The organism is Arthrobacter sp. NPDC080073, from assembly GCF_040686575.1.
Taxonomy (GTDB): domain Bacteria; phylum Actinomycetota; class Actinomycetes; order Actinomycetales; family Micrococcaceae; genus Arthrobacter.
The window spans coordinates 1-17,495 of sequence record NZ_JBFBKR010000029.1; the positions used below are offsets into that span (position 1 = coordinate 1).

Genomic DNA, 17,495 nt, shown 5'->3' on the forward strand with positions numbered 1-17,495 from the left:
GATCTCTTCCCGCGTAAAACCCTTGGTATCAACGGCCATCGCCGGCTCCTTCTCAACAGGTAATGAATGACTCACAACCAGCTTGACGAAGAGGGCCTCGCTCACAAACAACCGCCAAAACCCAAACCCTCGCTCACAAACAACCGCCAAAACCCAAACCCTCGCTCACGTACACGCCCCCAACCCGAAACCCTCGCTCACGTACACGCCCCCAACCCGAAACCCTCGCTCACGTACACGCCCCCAACCCGAAACCCTCGCTCACAAACAACCGGCAAAACCCAAACCCTCGCTCACATACATCTGGGCGCGGCGTGGTACATGATTGAGCTATGGACGCCATAGACGCCCTCAACGAAACCGCCTTCTGGCTGGAACGGGAACTCGCGGAAAGCTTCAAGGTCCAGGCGTTCCGACGGGCTGCGGGCGTTATCGCCGGACTGAGCCAAGAGGAACTGGCTGCACGAGTCAGGGATGGCCGCCTCAAGCGCACCAAGGGAATCGGCAGCCGGACCTTCGAAGTGATCAGCCAGGCCTTGAGCGGTGCCGTTCCGGACTACCTCGAGAACCTCCGCCGCCGAGGGGCCGAACCTTTGGTCGCCGGCGGACACAAGCTGCACGCCGAGCTCAGGGGCGATCTGCACAGCCACAGCAACTGGTCGGATGGCGGTTCAGCGATCGAGGCCATGGCCGATGCGGCCCGTATCCTCGGACGGGAATATCTCGCTTTGACCGATCATTCCCCCAACCTCACCATCGCCAACGGACTCAGCCCCGAACGTTTGATGGAGCAGCTCACGGTCGTGGATGGGATCAACAACGGGCAATCGTCCAGCTTTCGACTATTAACGGGAATCGAAGTGGACATCCTTGAAGACGGCGAGTTGGACCAGTCCGCGGAACTGCTGGGCCAACTCGACGTCGTTGTGGCCAGTGTCCACTCGAAGCTCCGCTCCGACAAACGCTCCATGACTCGGCGCATGCACTCCGCCATCGGAAACCCCCACACGAACGTCCTTGGGCACTGCACCGGCCGCTTGGTCAAAGGATCACGAGGGACACGGCCCTCATCGGAGTTCGACGCGGAAAAAGTATTTGCGTCGTGCGCGGAACACTCAGTCGCCGTCGAGATCAACTCGAGGCCTGAACGCCAGGACCCGCCGGATGAATTGATTCGGATTGCCCTCGACGCTGGCTGCCTTTTCAGCATCGACAGTGACGCGCATGCCCCCGGCCAGCTCGATTTCCTGCAGTACGGTGCCGAGCGGGCGGAAGCCAACGGCGTACCCGCCGATCGGATCATCACAACATGGCCGCTGGATCGGCTTCTGGAGTGGCTCCAGCCCCAGCCATAGCCCGTCGCCGCCAACTGTCTAATGCCCGACGGCGACTTCCGCACCCAGCGCCGACCCCCGCCGTCGACCGTTGGCGATACAACTGCAGGAGGGTTGACAAAAATAGCCTCATAAGTGAGCGAGCGTCGTCGATTTTCCCGGCATACGTGAGCGAGCGTCGTCGACTTTCCCGGCATAAGTGAGCGAGCGTCGTCGATTCTCCCGGCATACGTGAGCGAGCGTCGTCAGAATTCAGGATATAAGTGAGCGGGCGTCGTCAGGGCTTCCCATGGAGCGCCGCGCGGACCCGGAACCGCACGGCCGCGACCGCCCACACGACGGCGAACAGCGCAATCAGCACCAGCCCGGCGTCGCCGAGGTCTATTTCGCCCAGCCATGTGGTGACAGGATCGGTCAGCCCGAGGGCCGAGTTGAGGAAACCGCCCAGCGTGATGACCGAGATGAAGAGTGCCGAGAAGGCCGAGATACCGGTGATGATGGCGTTGAATCCAAGCTTGCGCTGGGGATCGTGGATGGCGGACTTGTACATCCGCATCATGGCCACGCCGTTGATGGAATCGCAGAGGGTCATTGCCGCAGTGAAGGCCAGTGGCAGAGCCAGGAGGGCGAGAACAGACACACCCGCGAGGGACGCCGCCGTCGTCAGCACCAGCAGCCCAATGGTGGTGGCCGTGTCGAAGCCAAGCCCGAATAAGAACCCGATCACGTAGATGTTCCGCGGACGCTGGACCTTGGATAGCGGCTTGGCCAGGAGCCGCGCGATGAACCCCTTGGTTTCGAGGTCGTCGACGGCGATCGCGCCTCCGGTTTGGGCGGCGCGGTACAGCTGCATCGTGCGAAGGAAAGCAGACCCGTTTAAGACGCCCATGGCCAGGAGGAAGAGCCCGGAGACGCCGCTGCCGATCAGCCCCAGCACGAGGTGCCCGGTGGTGCCGTCCTCCATGAGCTGGCCCACCAGGCTGGCGCCGCCAACCACCATCACACCGGCCAGAACTACCACGGAGCTGTGGCCCAGGCTGAAGGCGAAGCCGACGCTCACGGGGTCCTTGCGCTGTGCCACGAATTTTCGTGTGGAATTGTCGATCGCGGCGATGTGGTCCCAGTCGTAGCTGTGCTTGATACCGGCCACGTATGCCGTCAGTACGAGGCCAAGGGCCAGCGGCTGCCCTCCACCAGCGCCACCCACAAGCAGGAGAACGAGGGCGGCAAGGTGCAGGAGGACGACCGAACCGAACATGAACTCGAGGCGCGACTTCATCGGGAGATGCTCGCGCTGGCGGTATATCGAGGCGAACTCCGCGAGTGAGGTCATCAGTACTTCCTTAGGTTCAGCGGCGCCCTGCCGTGCCAGCGTTCGCGCAAAAGCCCGGTACAGGCACCAAGCAACCGGTTCAGTTCCTCGGTGCTGTTCGAAAGGGAGCGTAGGACCAGGCACGTTGTGCCCGCAAGGGTCCGGGTCAGCGACAAGCCCAAGTAAGCGTCAAACCCCGTCGTCAGGCCATGCAGCTCATCGGCGAGCGCCTGGTCAACCCGCGGATCCACCACAATGAGCGATCCCACGTGGCTGTACCCCTCCATGAAGCCCATTCCGATTACATCGCCCAGCGGCGGCCGGATCAGGAGGTTGTCGAGCGCGAGCAGCACCGCGCCGTCGTCGCCATCCACGTGGATTTCGTTCCGGAGGCGGAGTTCCCGGTACTGGAAGGAGGCGCCGTCCGGCGACCAGCCGGGAGTGATGACTTCCGCCATGATGAGGCTCGACGTCGGATGCACAGTGATGTGCGTATCCTGCCGATAGCTGGCCTCCCGGTAGGCGATGAGCTGGTCGGGAGCCAACTCCAGTTCCGCCCCCTCCCCCAGCCGGATAGTCATGCGCTGCTCGGCAAAGGACTCCGGAGTCCGATAAATCTTCGTGGCCGACTGAGTCGTCAAAAGCAACGTAGCCCCGGCCTCGACCTCCACGTCCACAACATAGAGATCCGCCCCCAAATACGCCCCGCCCGGATTGACCACGACATAACAAACCTGCCCGGACCCATCCAAGTAGTGGGGCCTCAAAACCCGCAAGGCACCCCGATGAAACTGCTGCACGGCCACGGAACGACCAGCACGTTCGGCTATGCGCAGGCTGAGCTCGCCCATCGGCGTTCTTGGCGGTACCAGGTCACCTCCGTCGGCTCCGCCGGATTTGGGGCCGTGCCCGTCCCCAGCCGCTCCCAACCCTCGCAAGCTCGGGTCGGGGCCCTCGCGGCGGTGGGCCCCCCGCGGTGCCCGCCACGCCGCGGCCCCCAAATCCGGCTTCGCCGCCTCAGCGGTCAGGTCACCGACCGAACTCCCCTGGACCGCCGTCGTGCTCATTGGGCCAGGTCGAGCATCAGGACGTCGTGCCGCATCCATGCGATGACCTTGTCGAGCCCTTCGTCGGTTTTGAGGTTGGTAAAGCAGAACGGCTTGTCGCCGCGGAATTCCTTGGAGTCCCGTTCCATGACTGACAAGTCTGCGCCGACGAACGGGGCGAGGTCCGTCTTGTTGATGATGAAGAGGTCCGATTTGATCATGCCTTGGCCGGCCTTGCGTGGGATTTTCTCTCCTTGGGCGACGTCGATGATGTAGATCGAGAAGTCCACGAGTTCGGGGCTGAACGTGGCCGAGAGGTTGTCGCCGCCGGATTCGACGAAGATGACCTGCAGGTCCGGGTGCCGCTTCTTGAGTTCCTCGATGGCAGCTGTGTTCATGGACGTGTCTTCGCGGATGGCGGTGTGCGGGCAGCCGCCGGTTTCGACGCCGATGATGCGGTCTTCGGGAAGGATGCCATTGGCCGCGAGGATTTTGGCGTCTTCGATCGTGTAGATGTCGTTGGTGATGGCGGCCATGGAGATTTCCCGGCTCATGTGGCGGGTCAGGCGCTCCACGAGCTGCGTTTTGCCGGCACCTACCGGGCCGCCGATGCCGATCTTGATGGGTTCAGACATGTGTCCTCCTGTGGTTCTAGCTCATGAACATGCGCGCACGTTGCCATTCGTGCCGCATCTGCGAAATTTCCAACCCCGGGCTGACCGCTCCGAAGTCGTCCCAGCTGAGGTGCTGGACATGTTCGACGGCGGCAGCGACGTCGTCGTGCGCCTTGCGCAACAGCCGCTGCCCGGAGTTCTGGCCGAGCGGGATGGCGCGCACGGCGTTCTGCGTCAGTGAGGTGACCGCCGCGAAAAGGTAAGCGGCGAGCGCTTCTTCAAACGGCACGCCGAGTGAGCGCGCGACGACGGCGAACGCCAGCGGCTGATGACCGGCAGCCCGGCCCGTGGTCACGAGAGTCCGGTAGGCTTCCAGCTCGGCCGACGGAAAGACTTCGGTCCCGATCTCGATGAGCCGCCCGCCCATTTTGGTACTGGCCTCCCGCAACTGCCGAGGCAGGAGCTGGGCACTCAAATGCTCATCCAACTCCCCCACGTCCGTCCCTCCATAAAGGAATCGAATGGCCAAGCCGTCGGAATAGGTCAACTGCTGCCCAACAAACGCGGACAGCCAAGTGCCGAACGACGCCTCATCGTGAACCAACCCGCGGTCAATGTACGTCTCGAACCCCAGCGAGTGGGCAAAAGCCCCAGTAGGAAGAGCAGAGTCAGTCAGCTGCTGGAGCGGGAGCTGATAAGAGGTCATGCCGCCCCCTCAAGGCGAGACGACGAGCCGCCGACCCGGATTTGGGGGCCGCGGTGTGGAGGGCACCGCGAAGCGGGCACGGCCCCAAATCCGGGGCGGCGCCCCAACCCGACCGAACCGCGCCAGCGGCGAACGGACTCAGTGCGTGTGTTCAGCATGGCGGAAAGGCACCGGCATTACGCGTTCCTGGCGGTCGTACGGCACGCCGACGTGTTCGAGGTAGTCCTCGACCGTGTGGTCGTACTGGCACACCATGACTTCGGCCCCGTACTCGGACGAGCTGTCGAAGAACTGAGCCTGCAGGTGCCGGTTGCCCAGGGAATGCGCCACGACACCCATTTCGTGGATGCTGCGGGGAGCAATCACCAGGACGTCGCTCGGCAGCACGGAGACTACGATCAGGTTCGCGTCCTCGACGGCGAGGATGTCGCCGTCGCGCAGGTCTCCGGAGCCTGCCGGGAGGCGGATGCCGAGCTCCTTCCCGTGGTCCGTGGTGACGCGTTGGATGCGTTTGACCAGTTGGGCGCTGGGCATGACGACCTTCTCCTTGTGGAGTTGTGCGAGTGCCGCGGCTTCGGCCTGCGGCAGCTCGTGCAGGTTGCCGAGGATCTTTTCGACGATCATGTGGTTCTCCTCCGGCGGTCTAGAAAAGGAAGTAGCGCTGGGCCATGGGCAGCACGTCAGACGGCTCACAGGTGACGTCTTCGCCGTCGACCGTCACTTTGTAGGTTTCGGGGTCGACGGCGATATCGGGCGTTTCGCCGTTGAACTTGAGGTCCGCCTTCCTCAGGTTCCGGATGCCGGACACCGCCCGGATGACGCGTTCCAGTCCAAGTTCCTGCGGGACGCCGTTCGCGATTGCCGCCTTGGACAGGAACGTGATGGAGGACTGCTGCAGCGCCTTGCCGTGGGTGGCGAACATCGGGCGCATGGTGCGCGGCTGCGGGGTGGGGATGGAGCCATTGGAATCGCCCATGAGCGCGTAGGCGATCTGCCCGCCTTTGATGACCAGTTCCGGCTTCACGCCGAAGAAGGCCGGATTCCAGAGGACGAGGTCGGCGAACTTGCCCACTTCCACGGAGCCGATGGAGTCGTCCATGCCCTGCGCGATCGCCGGGTTGATGGTGTATTTGGAGATGTAGCGCTTGATCCTGAAGTTATCGCTGTCCTCGCCCAAGCCATTTGGAGCGCCGTGGCTTGCACCCGACGGATCCTTCAGGACGCCTCGCTGCCGTTTCATGGCATCGGCCACTTGCCAGGTGCGGATGACGACTTCGCCCACGCGGCCCATGGCCTGGGAATCCGAGGAGGTCATGGAGAAGATACCCAGGTCCTGGAGCACGTCTTCGGCGGCAATCGTCTCGGCCCGGATGCGGGAATCGGCGAACGCCACGTCTTCCGGGATGTCAGGGTTGAGGTGATGGCACACCATGAGCATGTCCAGGTGCTCTTCGATGGTGTTCCTCGTGTACGGGAGCGTCGGGTTGGTGGATGCCGGGAGCACATTGGGCAATCCGGCGATCTTGATGATGTCCGGAGCGTGCCCGCCGCCGGCGCCTTCGGTGTGGAAGGTGTGGATCACCCGGCCATCGATGGCCTTGATGGTGTCCTCTACGAATCCGCACTCGTTGAGGGTGTCCGTGTGGATGGCTACCTGCACGTCGTATTCGTCCGCTACGCGCAGGGACATGTCGATCGACGACGTCGTGGCGCCCCAGTCCTCGTGGACTTTGAGGCCCACAGCGCCTGCGCGGATCTGCTCGGCGAGCGGCTCGATGGCGGACGCGTGGCCTTTGCCGAGGAGGCCGATGTTGACCGGGAGCCCCTCCGCCGCTTGCAGCATCCGTGAAATGTGCCATTTGCCGGGCGTGATGGTGGTGGCCTTGGTGCCTTCGGCCGGTCCCGTGCCCCCGCCCACCATGGTGGTGATGCCGCTGCACAGCGCCGTGGGGACTTGGTCCGGGGAAATGTAGTGGATGTGGGTGTCCACGCCGCCTGCGGTGAGGATCTTGCCCTCCCCGGCGATCATCTCGGTGCTGGCCCCGATCACGATGTCCACGCCGTCGGCAATCTGCGGGTTGCCGGCTTTGCCGATCTTGAAGATGTGGCCGTCTTTGAGCGCGACGTCGGCCTTGTAGATTCCGGTGTAGTCGAGGACCACGACGTTCGAAATGACGGTGTCCGGAACGTCGAGGGTCTGGTCCGAGGCTGCGTTGGACTCAGGCAATCGACCGTCGCGGGTCACCTGGCCGTTCTGGCCCATGCCGTCGCGGACCACTTTGCCGCCGCCAAACATGACCTCTTCGCCGTAGACGGTGTAGTCCTTCTCGATCTCGAGGAAAAGTTCGGTGTCCGCCAAGCGGATGGAGTCGCCCGTCGTCGGGCCGTAAAGGTCTGCGTACTGCTTGCGCGAAATTTCAAAGCTCACTGGGCTGTCCCTTCTTTGCTGGCTCCGGGCCCGTCGGTGCCGGCGGCAGCACCGCCGTCGTTCTTTCCCGCGTCCGCATCAAGGGGACCGTTGACGGCGTTCCGCAGGCCGTAGACTTCGCGGCTGCCCGCAAGCGCAACGAGTTTGACGGTCTTGGAATCGCCCGGCTCGAAGCGCGCGGCCGTTCCGGCGGGGATATCGAGGCGGCGGCCATAAGCTGCTTCGCGATCAAAATCGAGGGCCGGATTCGCCTCGGCAAAATGGTAGTGAGAGCCCACCTGGACCGGGCGGTCACCGCGATTGACGACGTCGACGGCGATTGCCTCGCGTCCGCTGTTGCAGGCGATGGGCTCTGCTTGGAGACGGTACTCACCGGGAATCATGTTGGCCTCCTAGCGGATCGGGTCGTGGACGGTGACGAGCTTGGTGCCGTCAGGGAAGGTGGCCTCAATCTGGACGTCATGGATCATCTCGGGCACGCCCTCCATGACATCCTCACGGCGAAGCAGGGTGGTCCCGTAGCTCATGAGTTCGGCGACGGTTTTCCCGTCACGGGCGCCCTCAATCAGTTCGTAGCTGATGATCGCCACGGCTTCTGGGAAGTTGAGCTTCAGTCCGCGGGATTGCCGACGGCGGGCGAGGTCAGCCGCGACCACGATCATGAGCTTTTCCTGCTCACGGGGCAAAAGATGCATCGGTTCTCCTTAAAGTTGCGTGCTGCAGAAGCGGACATCAGATCACTCGAGGCTCCGAAAAGCCGAGGACGTCGGGGCAGCTACTACGGTTATAACGCCAAACGTCAGACATAACCAGTTCGCCCCTTCACCGCCCCTCCCGAACGAATTGTGACCAGCCTAAAGCCTTGAGATTTCGGAAAGGTTTCCGTGCTCCTTCGACATCAGGCCTTCTTGGCGCGGTGCTTCCTGACCTGCCAGACAACCAGGATCGCCACCACAATTACTGCCACCACCCCCGCGGCACCCCGGCCCGCTACGCGCGCCACTTCTTCGTACGAATTTCCGGCCACAAAGCCGAGGGTCACGAACAACGAGCCCCAGATAATGCCGCCGCTGAAGTTCCAGAACGCGAAGCGCCGGTAAGGCATACGGCTGAGCCCGGCGAGCGCGGGCATGACGGCGCGAAAGAAAGCGGTAAACCGGCCCAGGAGCACCGCGACGCCGCCTTTGTCTTTGAGGAAGTCTTCAGCCTTCTGCAATTGGGCGCGTCTTTTGTCCAGGATTTTCAAGGCCATCACCCGTGGGCCGAAGTGCTTGCCTATTTCATAGCCCACGGTGTCTCCTATGATCGCGGCAGTCACCACAATGGCGATCATGGCCCACAATTCGAAGAGCCCGCGGCTTGCAATCACCCCGCCGACCACCGCCGCCGTTTCACCGGGAATAACAAAGCCCACAAAGATCGCATCCTCAGCGAACACGAGGGCGAAAACGATGCACGCGATCACGAGCGGGCTGGTGTTCAGGAGTCCGTCCAAGAGCGCATGCATGAAGAACAGTCTGGCAGTTGAAGGCCCACTTGGGCAGGAGGCATCAGATCCGGTTGCCGTTGCCCGTTCCGTGTAGGCCCATTGACAATGGTGAATGTGAACGACAGCTTCGCTGATGTGACCTCCCGCGTGTGGCACGCAATCGGCGCCGATGATGGTGATTGGCTGGCCGCTCGGCTAACGACGACCGGGCCGCGGGCGGTCCTCCCGGCCGCTTTCGACGTGACAGGACTTGCGACGGGCGCGGTTGCCTCCGCGACGGTGGCCGCAGCGCAGTTTCTCGCGGCCCGCCGCCAGTCAGGGCAGCCGGCGGTAACAGTAGACAGTCGGGAATCGTGCGCCGCGTTCGCATCCGAGAGGCTGTTTGCCCCGATCGGCTGGACCCGTCCACCGCTGTGGGACCCCATCGCCGGCAACTATCGTGCGGCGGATGCCTGGATCAGGCTGCACACCAACTACGCCAGCCACCGCGCCGCCGTCGAACGGGTGCTGGGCGCCCATGACCGCGAAACAGTGCAGGCCGCAGTGGCCGGGGTGCCTGCCGAGGAATTGGAGACGGCCATCGTGGAGGCGGGTGGCTGCGCCGCCGTCATGCACAACCGCGGCCAGTGGCTCGCCTCGGCCGCGGGGGCGGCGACCGCGGACGCGCCGCCGCTGACCGTCGTCGAGCGCCGCTCATCCGGCGCCCGCACGCCGAACGCCATCGGAGAACTGCCCTTCGACGGGGTGCGCGTTCTGGATCTGACGCGGGTGATCGCAGGACCGGTGTGCACCAAGTTCCTTGCAGGCTACGGTGCGGACGTGCTGCGGATCGACCCGCCGGGCTTTGAAGAGGTGCCGTCGCTACTGCCTGAGACGACCGTCGGCAAACGTACCGCCGCTTTGGATCTCACGGCCCCAAGCGACCGCGCGATGTTCGAGGAACTGCTCGCGGGGGCCGATGTGCTCGTGACGGGACTGCGAGGCGACGCCCTGAAACGCTTGGGCTACGACGACGATGCCCTGACCGCCGCGAACCCCGGCTTGATCATCGCCAGCCTGGACGCCTACGGCTGGGATGGCCCTTGGCGCAACCGCCGCGGGTTCGACAGCCTGGTCCAGATGAGCTGTGGTATCGCCGACGAGGGAGCCACCGCCACAGGCCAAGCGGAGCCGACCCCGCTTCCCGTCCAAGCCCTCGACCACGCGACCGGCTGGCTATTGGCCGCAGCGGTCGCCCGTGCCCTGACCCGGCGCCTCAGCCATTCGATAACGGCCCGCATCCAGGGCTCACTCATCGGCACGGCCAACTTGCTGTACTCCTTGACCCCGCCGAACGGCCACCTATCCGTATCCGGGTCCAACGACGTCAGCCTCGTGGAAACCACCACGGACTGGGGGCCGGCGCGACGCGTCCCCCTTCCAGGGCAGATCGACGGCGTCCCCGCGCACTGGTCGCAGCAAGCCGGACCGCTCGGCCGTCACCGAGCCATGTGGGCCACGGACAAGTAAACCCCGGAACCCGCCGACACGCTCAGGAATACGCGGGCCTTACCACGCTCTTCTGCTGTCCGGCGAACTCGCCCATGCTGACCCTGTTTAGTTGATTTCGTTACGGGTTTTCGCGGCGCGGAATGGTCACTAAGCCCAGAACCCGCGGGGCTTAGCGCCATCCACTGTCCGATTATCAATCCACCCCCATTTTGCGTGTCCGGCGGGCGCCCTGCTAGCCGATGCAGGCATAGTTCGAGCTCGAGCCTATGACAGGCGGATTTTCGTAGGCACCATCTGGGTGGGGTAATATGCATGCGGTGCAGGCGCCGTAGAGCCCCTAATCTGGACTGCTGCCAATAGCTAATCCACGCGCGCTTCGCGTCGGTGGTCGAAGGGGGACTATGAAAAGCGGCGACAGAAATGTAGTTCCGATGAAAATCCGGTGGATAATTCCTACTACATTAGGGGCGGTGTTCGCAGGCACTCTGGTCGCATTTGGTCGCCTCAGCCCTACAGCTCAAGGGACCATCTGGGCGGAGGACGGCGCAGTCTTTCTCCAAGACGCGCTGAGCCGACGCGGATTGCTGGACGTGTTTGCTCCGTACCAGGGCTATCTGCATGTAGTCCCGCGGGCTATGACGAAGTTCGTGGTCAGGTTCTTTTCAATCGATGACTTTGCCATCGCGATTTCCTCCTTGAGTTGCCTCCTGATCACCCTCATCGCCCTGATGGTGTTTCATTGTTCGCGGGCCCTTACCGCAAATGTTCTCATCCGGCTGGCTTGGGCATCAATCACTATTTTTGTGGCTCCCGGAGCGCTGGAGAGCCAGGGTAACGTTGCCAACCTCCATTGGTATCTGCTGTGGTTGGTACCCTGGCTGCTTATCAAGCCCGCGCAAACGAAATATGAGGGTGTCCTACTTTTCGCCGTGGCTGCGATGGCATCTCTCACCGAGATTCTGACGATGATGTTCGTTCCGCTCTTTCTCTACAGGTTCAAGGACAAGGCGCTTCTACCGGCTCGACTCGGCTTGTTGGTGGGCATCACATGCCAGATCATTGCCACCCTGTCCTATCCGCGTTCCGCTCCTTTTCAGCCAGTCAACCTTGCATCGGTAGTCGAAGGGTGGTTCCTGAACAGCAGTTCGGCAGTAGTCTTCGGCACATCGAGGCAAATTTCTCGCAATATCCTCAACTTCGGCATGCTGCCTGTAGTCCTTGCCGCATTACCATTTTTCTTTGCTTTTTTGTATCTTCTGTGGAAGGGCTCCGCCCGTATTCGGGTGGTAGCACTTTCGTTCGTAGCGGCTTCGGCGGGCGTGTGGTCCGCGGCTGTGATATTCAACTTTTCCGACCCATTTGATTACTCAGAATTTGGCGCGACTCAATGGAGCGCCTTCCTTTTGGGGAGATATAGCACCGTCCCGTCGATGTTCCTACTGGCCCTGGTTCCATTGTTGGCACTCTTATGGGAAAAAACTTCTTCAAATGCCACGTCGGGCGTCTTAGCCGCGTTTCTTGTTCTGCAGTGCTTGTATTTCTTTCCGTCATCAGCATTCCGTCAGGACGGACCGGTCTGGGCAACCGGCGTTGCAACGGCCAGAGTCGCTTGTATCGCTGATCCTGGGATGACCGAATATCCAGTCGGAACGGCGCCGGGGGCATGGAAGGTGCAAGTCCGTTGCGACGAGCTGCGGCCTTGACGAGTGATGGTCACTGCTTCATCAACATCGTCCCTCCCGGCTGAAGGAGCCCCCGTGAAAAAAATCGTCGATCCTCTCCCTTCCTGGGGACGCCGGCTGGCCGGCATCGAAGGACTGCGAGCGGCGGCGGCCCTATCCGTTCTGGCATATCACGTTGGCCTCATGGCCTCGGACGAAGTTCATTTGGGACCCGTCGGCCAGGTCCTTCTGCCTCTTCTCGGCCAAGGGCTACCACTTTTCTTCGTCCTTTCGGGGTTCCTGCTGTTCAGGCCCTTCGCTACGTCGATCGCGCGAGGCAAAAAGCTCCCCTCAATTCGACGTTACGCAGCCAATAGACTACTGCGGATTTACCCCGCTTACCTTGTCATCTTCGCAGCGACCGCCCTCGTTATGGGATCTGTCTACATCAAAGGCAGCACACACGGGTTTGGCCCTGACAATATCGGACGCCTGACCGAGCCCATAAAGTTCCTTGCCAATGCGTTACTAGTGCATATGTTTATTCCGCAGTTCGTCATGAGTGGCCTTCCCGTCGCATGGTCATTGACAGCCGAGATCACTTTTTACGTGGCGGTGCCCTTGATGGCGCTACTCTCGGCCCGGCTCGTGAGGTTGGGAGCCAGCAAGGCACTGGCTCTGGCGATAGCCCCGGTTGCCATGGTCGTTATCGGGTTGGGAGTGACTTCCTGGGGCCATGCGGCAGCCGATCAACTGGACCACGCCCAGCGCATAGATTTTGCCTTTGGGCAGACAGGTACTGCAGTTCTACTGAGGAGTTTCCTGGGACAGGCTGACCTGTTTGGCTATGGAATCGCGGCGGCACTGGTTGTTGTCGCCCTGGATGAGCGTGGAGTTCAGCGTGTTGCGACCTGGATAAAGGTGGTCCTCCTTGCCGCAGCTGTAGCTGCCATATGGGTCGGCATGTCAGGCACAATGCCCTACTTGTCGAATATGGCTGGCGCCGCCTCGGCTCTTGTCCTTCTTGCCGTTGTCCTCCCATCATCACAAGACAGATGGGCAAATAGACTCGCGCTGTTGTTTGAATTGCGTCCGATTAGGTTCACCGGGACTATCAGTTACAGCATCTACCTGTGGCACCTCCCGGTCATTTTTTGGCTCATGACACGCAAACTAACAGTGGGTGGAACGATGCTGGCACTTCCCTTCAACGTCGTCCTAGTCCTCGGTATCGTTTTGCCGCTGTCTGCCCTGACGTATTACGCGGTGGAGCGCCCTGCCATGTTGAGGAAAAAACCTTCGCCCCAAGTAGCATCTAGTTCGAGTAAGGTACCTCAGGCTACTTCGGCCACACCCTGACGTACGTGTCAGCCAATCCCGGTCATGCTACCCGGCGGTCCGCGATCCACGACGCTTGCGATACGCGCTTAACACTCGGCAGATGAATGCCTCCACCATAAACAGGAATCGACGTACGCCCTGCGAGCAGTCACTGACTTCAGGGGACCTGCGCCTTTCCGGATCCCAGTCGCGCCATTCAGCTTCTGCTGTGAGCCTCGCATCCGGGCATCAACTGGTTTCCGTTGGATTTGGCCCCGAAAAGAAAAACAGGCCAGAGGCGAAACGCCTCTGACCTGCCAAAGGGTGGGCCCTGTGGGGATCGAACCCACGACCCACGGATTAAAAGTCCGATGCTCTACCAACTGAGCTAAAGGCCCCTGCGACTATAGAAACAGCCATAAATACTGTACCTCAAGCTCAAGGCCGTTTTGACACCACCGGACCCCGCGCCGTCGTGACCTCTTTTGGCCCGGCCCCGACGACGACGCGCGGGCCACAACGGCGTGTCGGGGCGGCGGCGGATTCAAACAAGACAGCAGAGAAGCCCGGCCCGCAGCGTTCTCCCCACCTTGGAACCAAACCCCGACGACGACGCGCGGCCACAACGGCGTGTCGGGGCGCCTGCGGATTCAAACCTGGGGAGGAAGGAACGCGCCCCAGTCAAGAGTGCACGAGCGAAAACACAGGAGTAGCGTTGGGGCATGAGCGAACAATCCGGACCTCCTGTGTACGGCGGAGCAAATAGGCACCACAAGCCGAAACCCTTCGCACCGGTTGACTTCGAGCCGTTTGCCGGCGGAGCGGACCCCGCGCGCGTGTCCGAAGCCGCGCACCTCGCCGCCCAGGCCCTCGTGCGGCGGGGTCGGGATAGCGATGATCCCAAGATCACCAGGCGCCTCGTGAAGCTCGCTGACGAGCAAGGCCTGGAAGCCATCGCTGAAATGTGGGCCGAGAGCCCCGCCCGGTCCTTGCCCGGCGCCTTGTGGCGGCTCTATGCGTTGCGCGCGGCCACCATGCAGGACTCCGAGCGCATCTCCGTGTACTTCAGGGCCGGCCGGGACACCGCCCAGGTTTCCCACGTTGTGGCGGGCGCCGCAGAGCCGCCGGGAGCCGATGAAATGAAGCAAATGGCGGACGCTATCCTTTCTGGAGCGTTCGACGGCGATTTCGACGTCGCGCTGGAACGCTCCGCCGCGTTTTGCCGCGTCGTCGCGCTCGGCCAAGCCACCCTGGCGGACAGCGCAGAGCATTCCAACGAAGGCCATGCAAGCAAGCTGACCCGGAACTCCCACCAGCTCGTGAAGACCGCGGAAGATCTCGAGCACGCGGCCAACGCGTGGCGCCTCGGAGAGCTGGATTGAGGCGAAATATAAGGGCGTGGAGCCGTCACAACCACCTCCGGCGCCAGCTGTCAATGTTGACTTAGCTCGGACGACGTAGAAAACTGAAACTGGTGTCGAACCGCGAAACCCCCGGGCTTCAACTTATAGCCGCTTCGAGCGGCCTACCGCCGAGAGGCGTATCCGGTTCGGCACCATTTTTATGCCCTTCGGCGAAGACGCCGCCCCACCCCCATCCCTCCCGCCTACCGGAAGCCAAATGAAGCTGCGTCTCTTCCCCCAAGAACCCGCCGGTTTGCAATTGTTGTCGCAAATGGCCCGCCAGATTCTTGAGGCAACCGGGACGCTTTCTGAGATCTTCGGAGCACCTGTCGCGGAGCACGAACGGCTTGTGGAGGAGATGCACGAACACGAGGCGAAATCCACGGACCTGCATTTCGCCCTCCTGACCCACATGCGCACGAGTTTCGTGAACCCGCTCCCCCGCGAGGACATGTACGCCCTCTCCCGTTTCCTCAACGAGGCGATGGAAAAGCTGGATGCCGCCGCTGAGCTCGTAGCCCTCTACAAACTGGACCGGGTGCCCAAGCGCGCGGCGGACCAGTTGGAGATCATCAGCCGCCAGGCAGAACTCACGGTTGATGCCATGCGCCAGCTGGATGATCTGGACGAGCTCGAGGATTACTGGATAGAGGTCCTGAGGCTGGCCAAGCGTGCGGAGCGCAGCCACCGGACTTGGGTAGCAGAGATGCTCCGCGACATGAAGTCCACACAGTTTTCGAGGAACCGCGACGTAGCCAACCAACTGGTGGACGTCACCAAGGACATGCGCCGCGTCGCGACCCAGGTAGGCAGCATCATCGTCAAGGAAGCATGAGGTGGCGGTCGCGTTCTTCGCCCTTGTGGTGGTGCTGGCGGCTGTCTTCGCATTCCTGAACGGCTTCCGCGATGTCTCCACCGCCGTCGCGCTCTCCGTGCGGACGCGTGCCCTCACTCCGTCAGTTGCGGTGGTGCTGGCGGCCGTCTTCAACTTTGCAGGGGTGCTGCTCAGCGGGGGTTTCGCGCTGGTTTTCAGCCAGGCGTGGGTGGTTCTCCCCTCGGGAATGAACGGGCTGACAATGCTTGCGGCGGGGCTGTGTAGCGCCATCCTTTGGGGAATCTATGCTTGGTGGCGCGGTGTGCCGCTCTCCTCAACCCATGCTTTGGTGGGAGGCCTGGTGGGCGCCGGAGCTGCAAGCACAGTGACGGGAGGCAGTTCCGTCCACGGAGTAGACAGTATTTTGCTGGCACAAGTGGTCTTGCCGTTGCTGCTGTCCCCCGTGGTTGCCTTCCTTGGCGCCTATCTTCTCGTGTGGCCTGTCACGTGGGCGGCGCGCTACACCCAGCCCGATGTTGTGCATGGCCGCTTCCGCCATGCGCAGTCCGTCTCGGCCGCTGCCGTCGCGTTCGGCCATGGCCTGCAGGACGGGCAGAGGTCCGTAGCAGTGATCCTGTTGGGCGCTGTGGCGGCCGGGGTGTCCGACTCGAATGACCTCCCGTTCTGGGTCATCCTGCTGGTGGCTGCCATGCTCACGGCGGGAACGCTTTGCGGTGGTTGGCGCATCTCGTACACCTTGGGTTACAAGCTGACGCGGGTTGACCCGATGCGGGGATTCATTGCCCAGAGCCTGACCTCGCTGATGCTGTTCGTCGGTGCCATCGGCTTCCACTTGCCGCTTTCCACGACGCACACTGTAACGTCCGCGGTGCTCGGCGCAGGAACCAACCAGAACTTTTCCGTCACCAACCGTCGGATGGTGCTGCGGATCCTGGGGTTCTGGGTTGCGACGCCGATCGTTACCGCCACAGTGGCGTTCGTTCTCGGGCTGGCGCTATCACCGCTGTCGCGCTGAGTTGAGCGAGTCCCGCTGAGTTCAGCGGGGCTTATCCGAACCGGCCCGAGACGTAGTCTTCCGTGGCCTTCTGGGACGGGTTGTTGAAGATGGTGGTGGTGTCCGCGAACTCGATGAGCTTGCCGGGCTTGCCGGTGCCGGCGATGTTGAAGAACGCAGTCTTGTCGGAAACGCGCGCAGCCTGCTGCATGTTGTGCGTCACGATCACCACGGTGTACTCGTCCTTGAGCTCATTGATGAGGTCTTCGACGGCCAAGGTGGAGATGGGGTCCAGCGCGGAGCAGGGCTCGTCCATGAGGATGACCTGCGGTTCCACGGCGATGGCACGGGCAATGCAGAGCCGCTGCTGCTGGCCGCCGGAGAGTCCCGAGCCCGGCTTCTCGAGGCGGTCCTTGACCTCGTTCCACAGGTTGGCACCGCGCAGGGACTTCTCCACGAGTGCGTCGGCCGCGCCCTTGCTGATTCTCTTGTTGTTCAGCTTCACGCCGGCAAGCACGTTGTCGCGGATGGACATCGTGGGGAACGGGTTGGGCCGCTGGAAGACCATGCCGACCTGGGTGCGGACAGTCACGGGGTCCACGCCGGGTCCGTAGAGGTTGTCGCCGTCGAGCAGGACTTCGCCTTCGACGCGCGCGCCCGGAAGGACTTCGTGCATGCGGTTCAGCGTGCGCAGGAAGGTGGACTTGCCACAACCGGACGGGCCGATGAATGCCGTGACCGATTTGGCTTCAATGGCGATGTTGACGCCTTCAACGGCCAGGAAGCTGCCGTAGTAGACGTTCAGATCCTTGACGTCGATCCGCTTAGACATGGTGTTCCTTCGGTACTGTGGTTGGAAGTT

At 62.4% G+C, this 17,495-nt stretch carries 17 protein-coding genes and 1 tRNA gene; 7 read left to right on the forward strand and 11 right to left on the reverse strand.

The genetic code is table 11. The features are described from left to right. Positions 1-332 precede the first annotated feature (332 nt). Complete coding sequence (locus tag AB0O52_RS21435; protein ID WP_364542098.1) at positions 333-1,355, forward strand: PHP domain-containing protein; 1,023 nt, start codon at positions 333-335, stop codon at positions 1,353-1,355. 256 nt (positions 1,356-1,611) lie between these two features. On the opposite strand, the gene AB0O52_RS21440 is transcribed toward AB0O52_RS21435, so the two are convergent. From AB0O52_RS21440 to AB0O52_RS21480, 9 genes are all read right to left on the reverse strand, one after another. Further along, positions 1,612-2,667 (reverse strand): nickel transporter, encoded by a 1,056-nt coding sequence (locus AB0O52_RS21440; RefSeq protein ID WP_364542101.1) that lies wholly within the window; start codon positions 2,665-2,667, stop codon positions 1,612-1,614. Next, positions 2,667-3,497, reverse strand: a complete 831-nt coding sequence (locus AB0O52_RS21445; protein ID WP_364542104.1) for an urease accessory protein UreD — start codon at positions 3,495-3,497, stop codon at positions 2,667-2,669. Before AB0O52_RS21445 ends, AB0O52_RS21440 begins: the two co-directional genes overlap by 1 nt. A 212-nt stretch (positions 3,498-3,709) precedes the next feature. Beyond that, positions 3,710-4,327: an urease accessory protein UreG gene (gene ureG / locus AB0O52_RS21450; RefSeq protein ID WP_078106937.1), complete on the reverse strand. Its 618-nt coding sequence runs from the start codon at positions 4,325-4,327 to the stop codon at positions 3,710-3,712. Positions 4,328-4,343: 16 nt separating this feature from the next. Next, positions 4,344-5,012 (reverse strand): urease accessory protein UreF, encoded by a 669-nt coding sequence (locus tag AB0O52_RS21455; protein WP_364542106.1) that lies wholly within the window; start codon positions 5,010-5,012, stop codon positions 4,344-4,346. 138 nt (positions 5,013-5,150) lie between these two features. Further along, positions 5,151-5,636 carry an urease accessory protein UreE gene (gene ureE, locus AB0O52_RS21460; protein ID WP_364542109.1) on the reverse strand — a complete coding sequence of 162 codons (486 nt, stop codon included), beginning with the start codon at positions 5,634-5,636 and terminating at the stop codon, positions 5,151-5,153. A 19-nt stretch (positions 5,637-5,655) separates the two neighbouring features. Next, a complete protein-coding gene (ureC, locus tag AB0O52_RS21465; RefSeq protein ID WP_364542112.1) occupies positions 5,656-7,440 on the reverse strand; it encodes an urease subunit alpha in 1,785 nt (594 codons plus the stop codon). Next, positions 7,437-7,823, reverse strand: a complete 387-nt coding sequence (locus tag AB0O52_RS21470) for an urease subunit beta (RefSeq protein WP_364542114.1) — start codon at positions 7,821-7,823, stop codon at positions 7,437-7,439. The genes ureC and AB0O52_RS21470 overlap by 4 nt, the downstream gene beginning before the upstream one ends. Before the next feature lie 9 nt (positions 7,824-7,832). Continuing rightward, positions 7,833-8,135 (reverse strand): urease subunit gamma, encoded by a 303-nt coding sequence (locus AB0O52_RS21475; protein ID WP_078106942.1) that lies wholly within the window; start codon positions 8,133-8,135, stop codon positions 7,833-7,835. A 203-nt stretch (positions 8,136-8,338) separates the two neighbouring features. Then, the gene (locus tag AB0O52_RS21480; RefSeq protein WP_364542117.1) at positions 8,339-8,947 is read right to left on the reverse strand and encodes a DedA family protein; all 609 of its coding nucleotides are present in this window, start codon (positions 8,945-8,947) and stop codon (positions 8,339-8,341) included. 96 nt (positions 8,948-9,043) lie between these two features. On the opposite strand from AB0O52_RS21480, the gene AB0O52_RS21485 reads away from it, so the two are divergent. The 3 genes from AB0O52_RS21485 (at position 9,044) to AB0O52_RS21495 (ending at position 13,440) form a co-directional block, all read left to right on the forward strand. Continuing rightward, entirely contained in the window at positions 9,044-10,438 is a 1,395-nt protein-coding gene (locus tag AB0O52_RS21485) for a CoA transferase (protein WP_364542120.1), read from the forward strand. A gap of 383 nt (positions 10,439-10,821) precedes the next feature. Further along, the gene (locus tag AB0O52_RS21490) at positions 10,822-12,123 is read left to right on the forward strand and encodes a hypothetical protein (RefSeq protein WP_364542123.1); all 1,302 of its coding nucleotides are present in this window, start codon (positions 10,822-10,824) and stop codon (positions 12,121-12,123) included. Between the two features lie 54 nt (positions 12,124-12,177). Next, positions 12,178-13,440: an acyltransferase gene (locus tag AB0O52_RS21495; RefSeq protein WP_364542125.1), complete on the forward strand. Its 1,263-nt coding sequence runs from the start codon at positions 12,178-12,180 to the stop codon at positions 13,438-13,440. A gap of 286 nt (positions 13,441-13,726) precedes the next feature. Here the strand turns inward: AB0O52_RS21495 and AB0O52_RS21500 are convergent. Further along, positions 13,727-13,799, reverse strand: a tRNA-Lys gene (locus tag AB0O52_RS21500). A 324-nt stretch (positions 13,800-14,123) separates the two neighbouring features. Between AB0O52_RS21500 and AB0O52_RS21505 the strand changes: the two genes are divergently transcribed. The 3 genes from AB0O52_RS21505 to AB0O52_RS21515 all read left to right on the forward strand — a co-directional run bounded on the left by AB0O52_RS21505 (position 14,124) and on the right by AB0O52_RS21515 (position 16,654). Next, the gene (locus AB0O52_RS21505) at positions 14,124-14,783 is read left to right on the forward strand and encodes a hypothetical protein (protein WP_364542128.1); all 660 of its coding nucleotides are present in this window, start codon (positions 14,124-14,126) and stop codon (positions 14,781-14,783) included. 238 nt (positions 14,784-15,021) lie between these two features. Beyond that, on the forward strand, positions 15,022-15,639 hold the full coding sequence (locus tag AB0O52_RS21510; RefSeq protein ID WP_364542131.1) for a nuclease PIN: 618 nt from the start codon (positions 15,022-15,024) through the stop codon (positions 15,637-15,639). A gap of 1 nt (position 15,640) precedes the next feature. Then, the gene (locus AB0O52_RS21515) at positions 15,641-16,654 is read left to right on the forward strand and encodes an inorganic phosphate transporter (protein WP_364542134.1); all 1,014 of its coding nucleotides are present in this window, start codon (positions 15,641-15,643) and stop codon (positions 16,652-16,654) included. Positions 16,655-16,685: 31 nt separating this feature from the next. Here the strand turns inward: AB0O52_RS21515 and pstB are convergent, their stop codons facing one another. Next, positions 16,686-17,465 carry a phosphate ABC transporter ATP-binding protein PstB gene (gene pstB / locus AB0O52_RS21520; protein WP_364542137.1) on the reverse strand — a complete coding sequence of 260 codons (780 nt, stop codon included), beginning with the start codon at positions 17,463-17,465 and terminating at the stop codon, positions 16,686-16,688. Positions 17,466-17,495 lie beyond the last annotated feature (30 nt).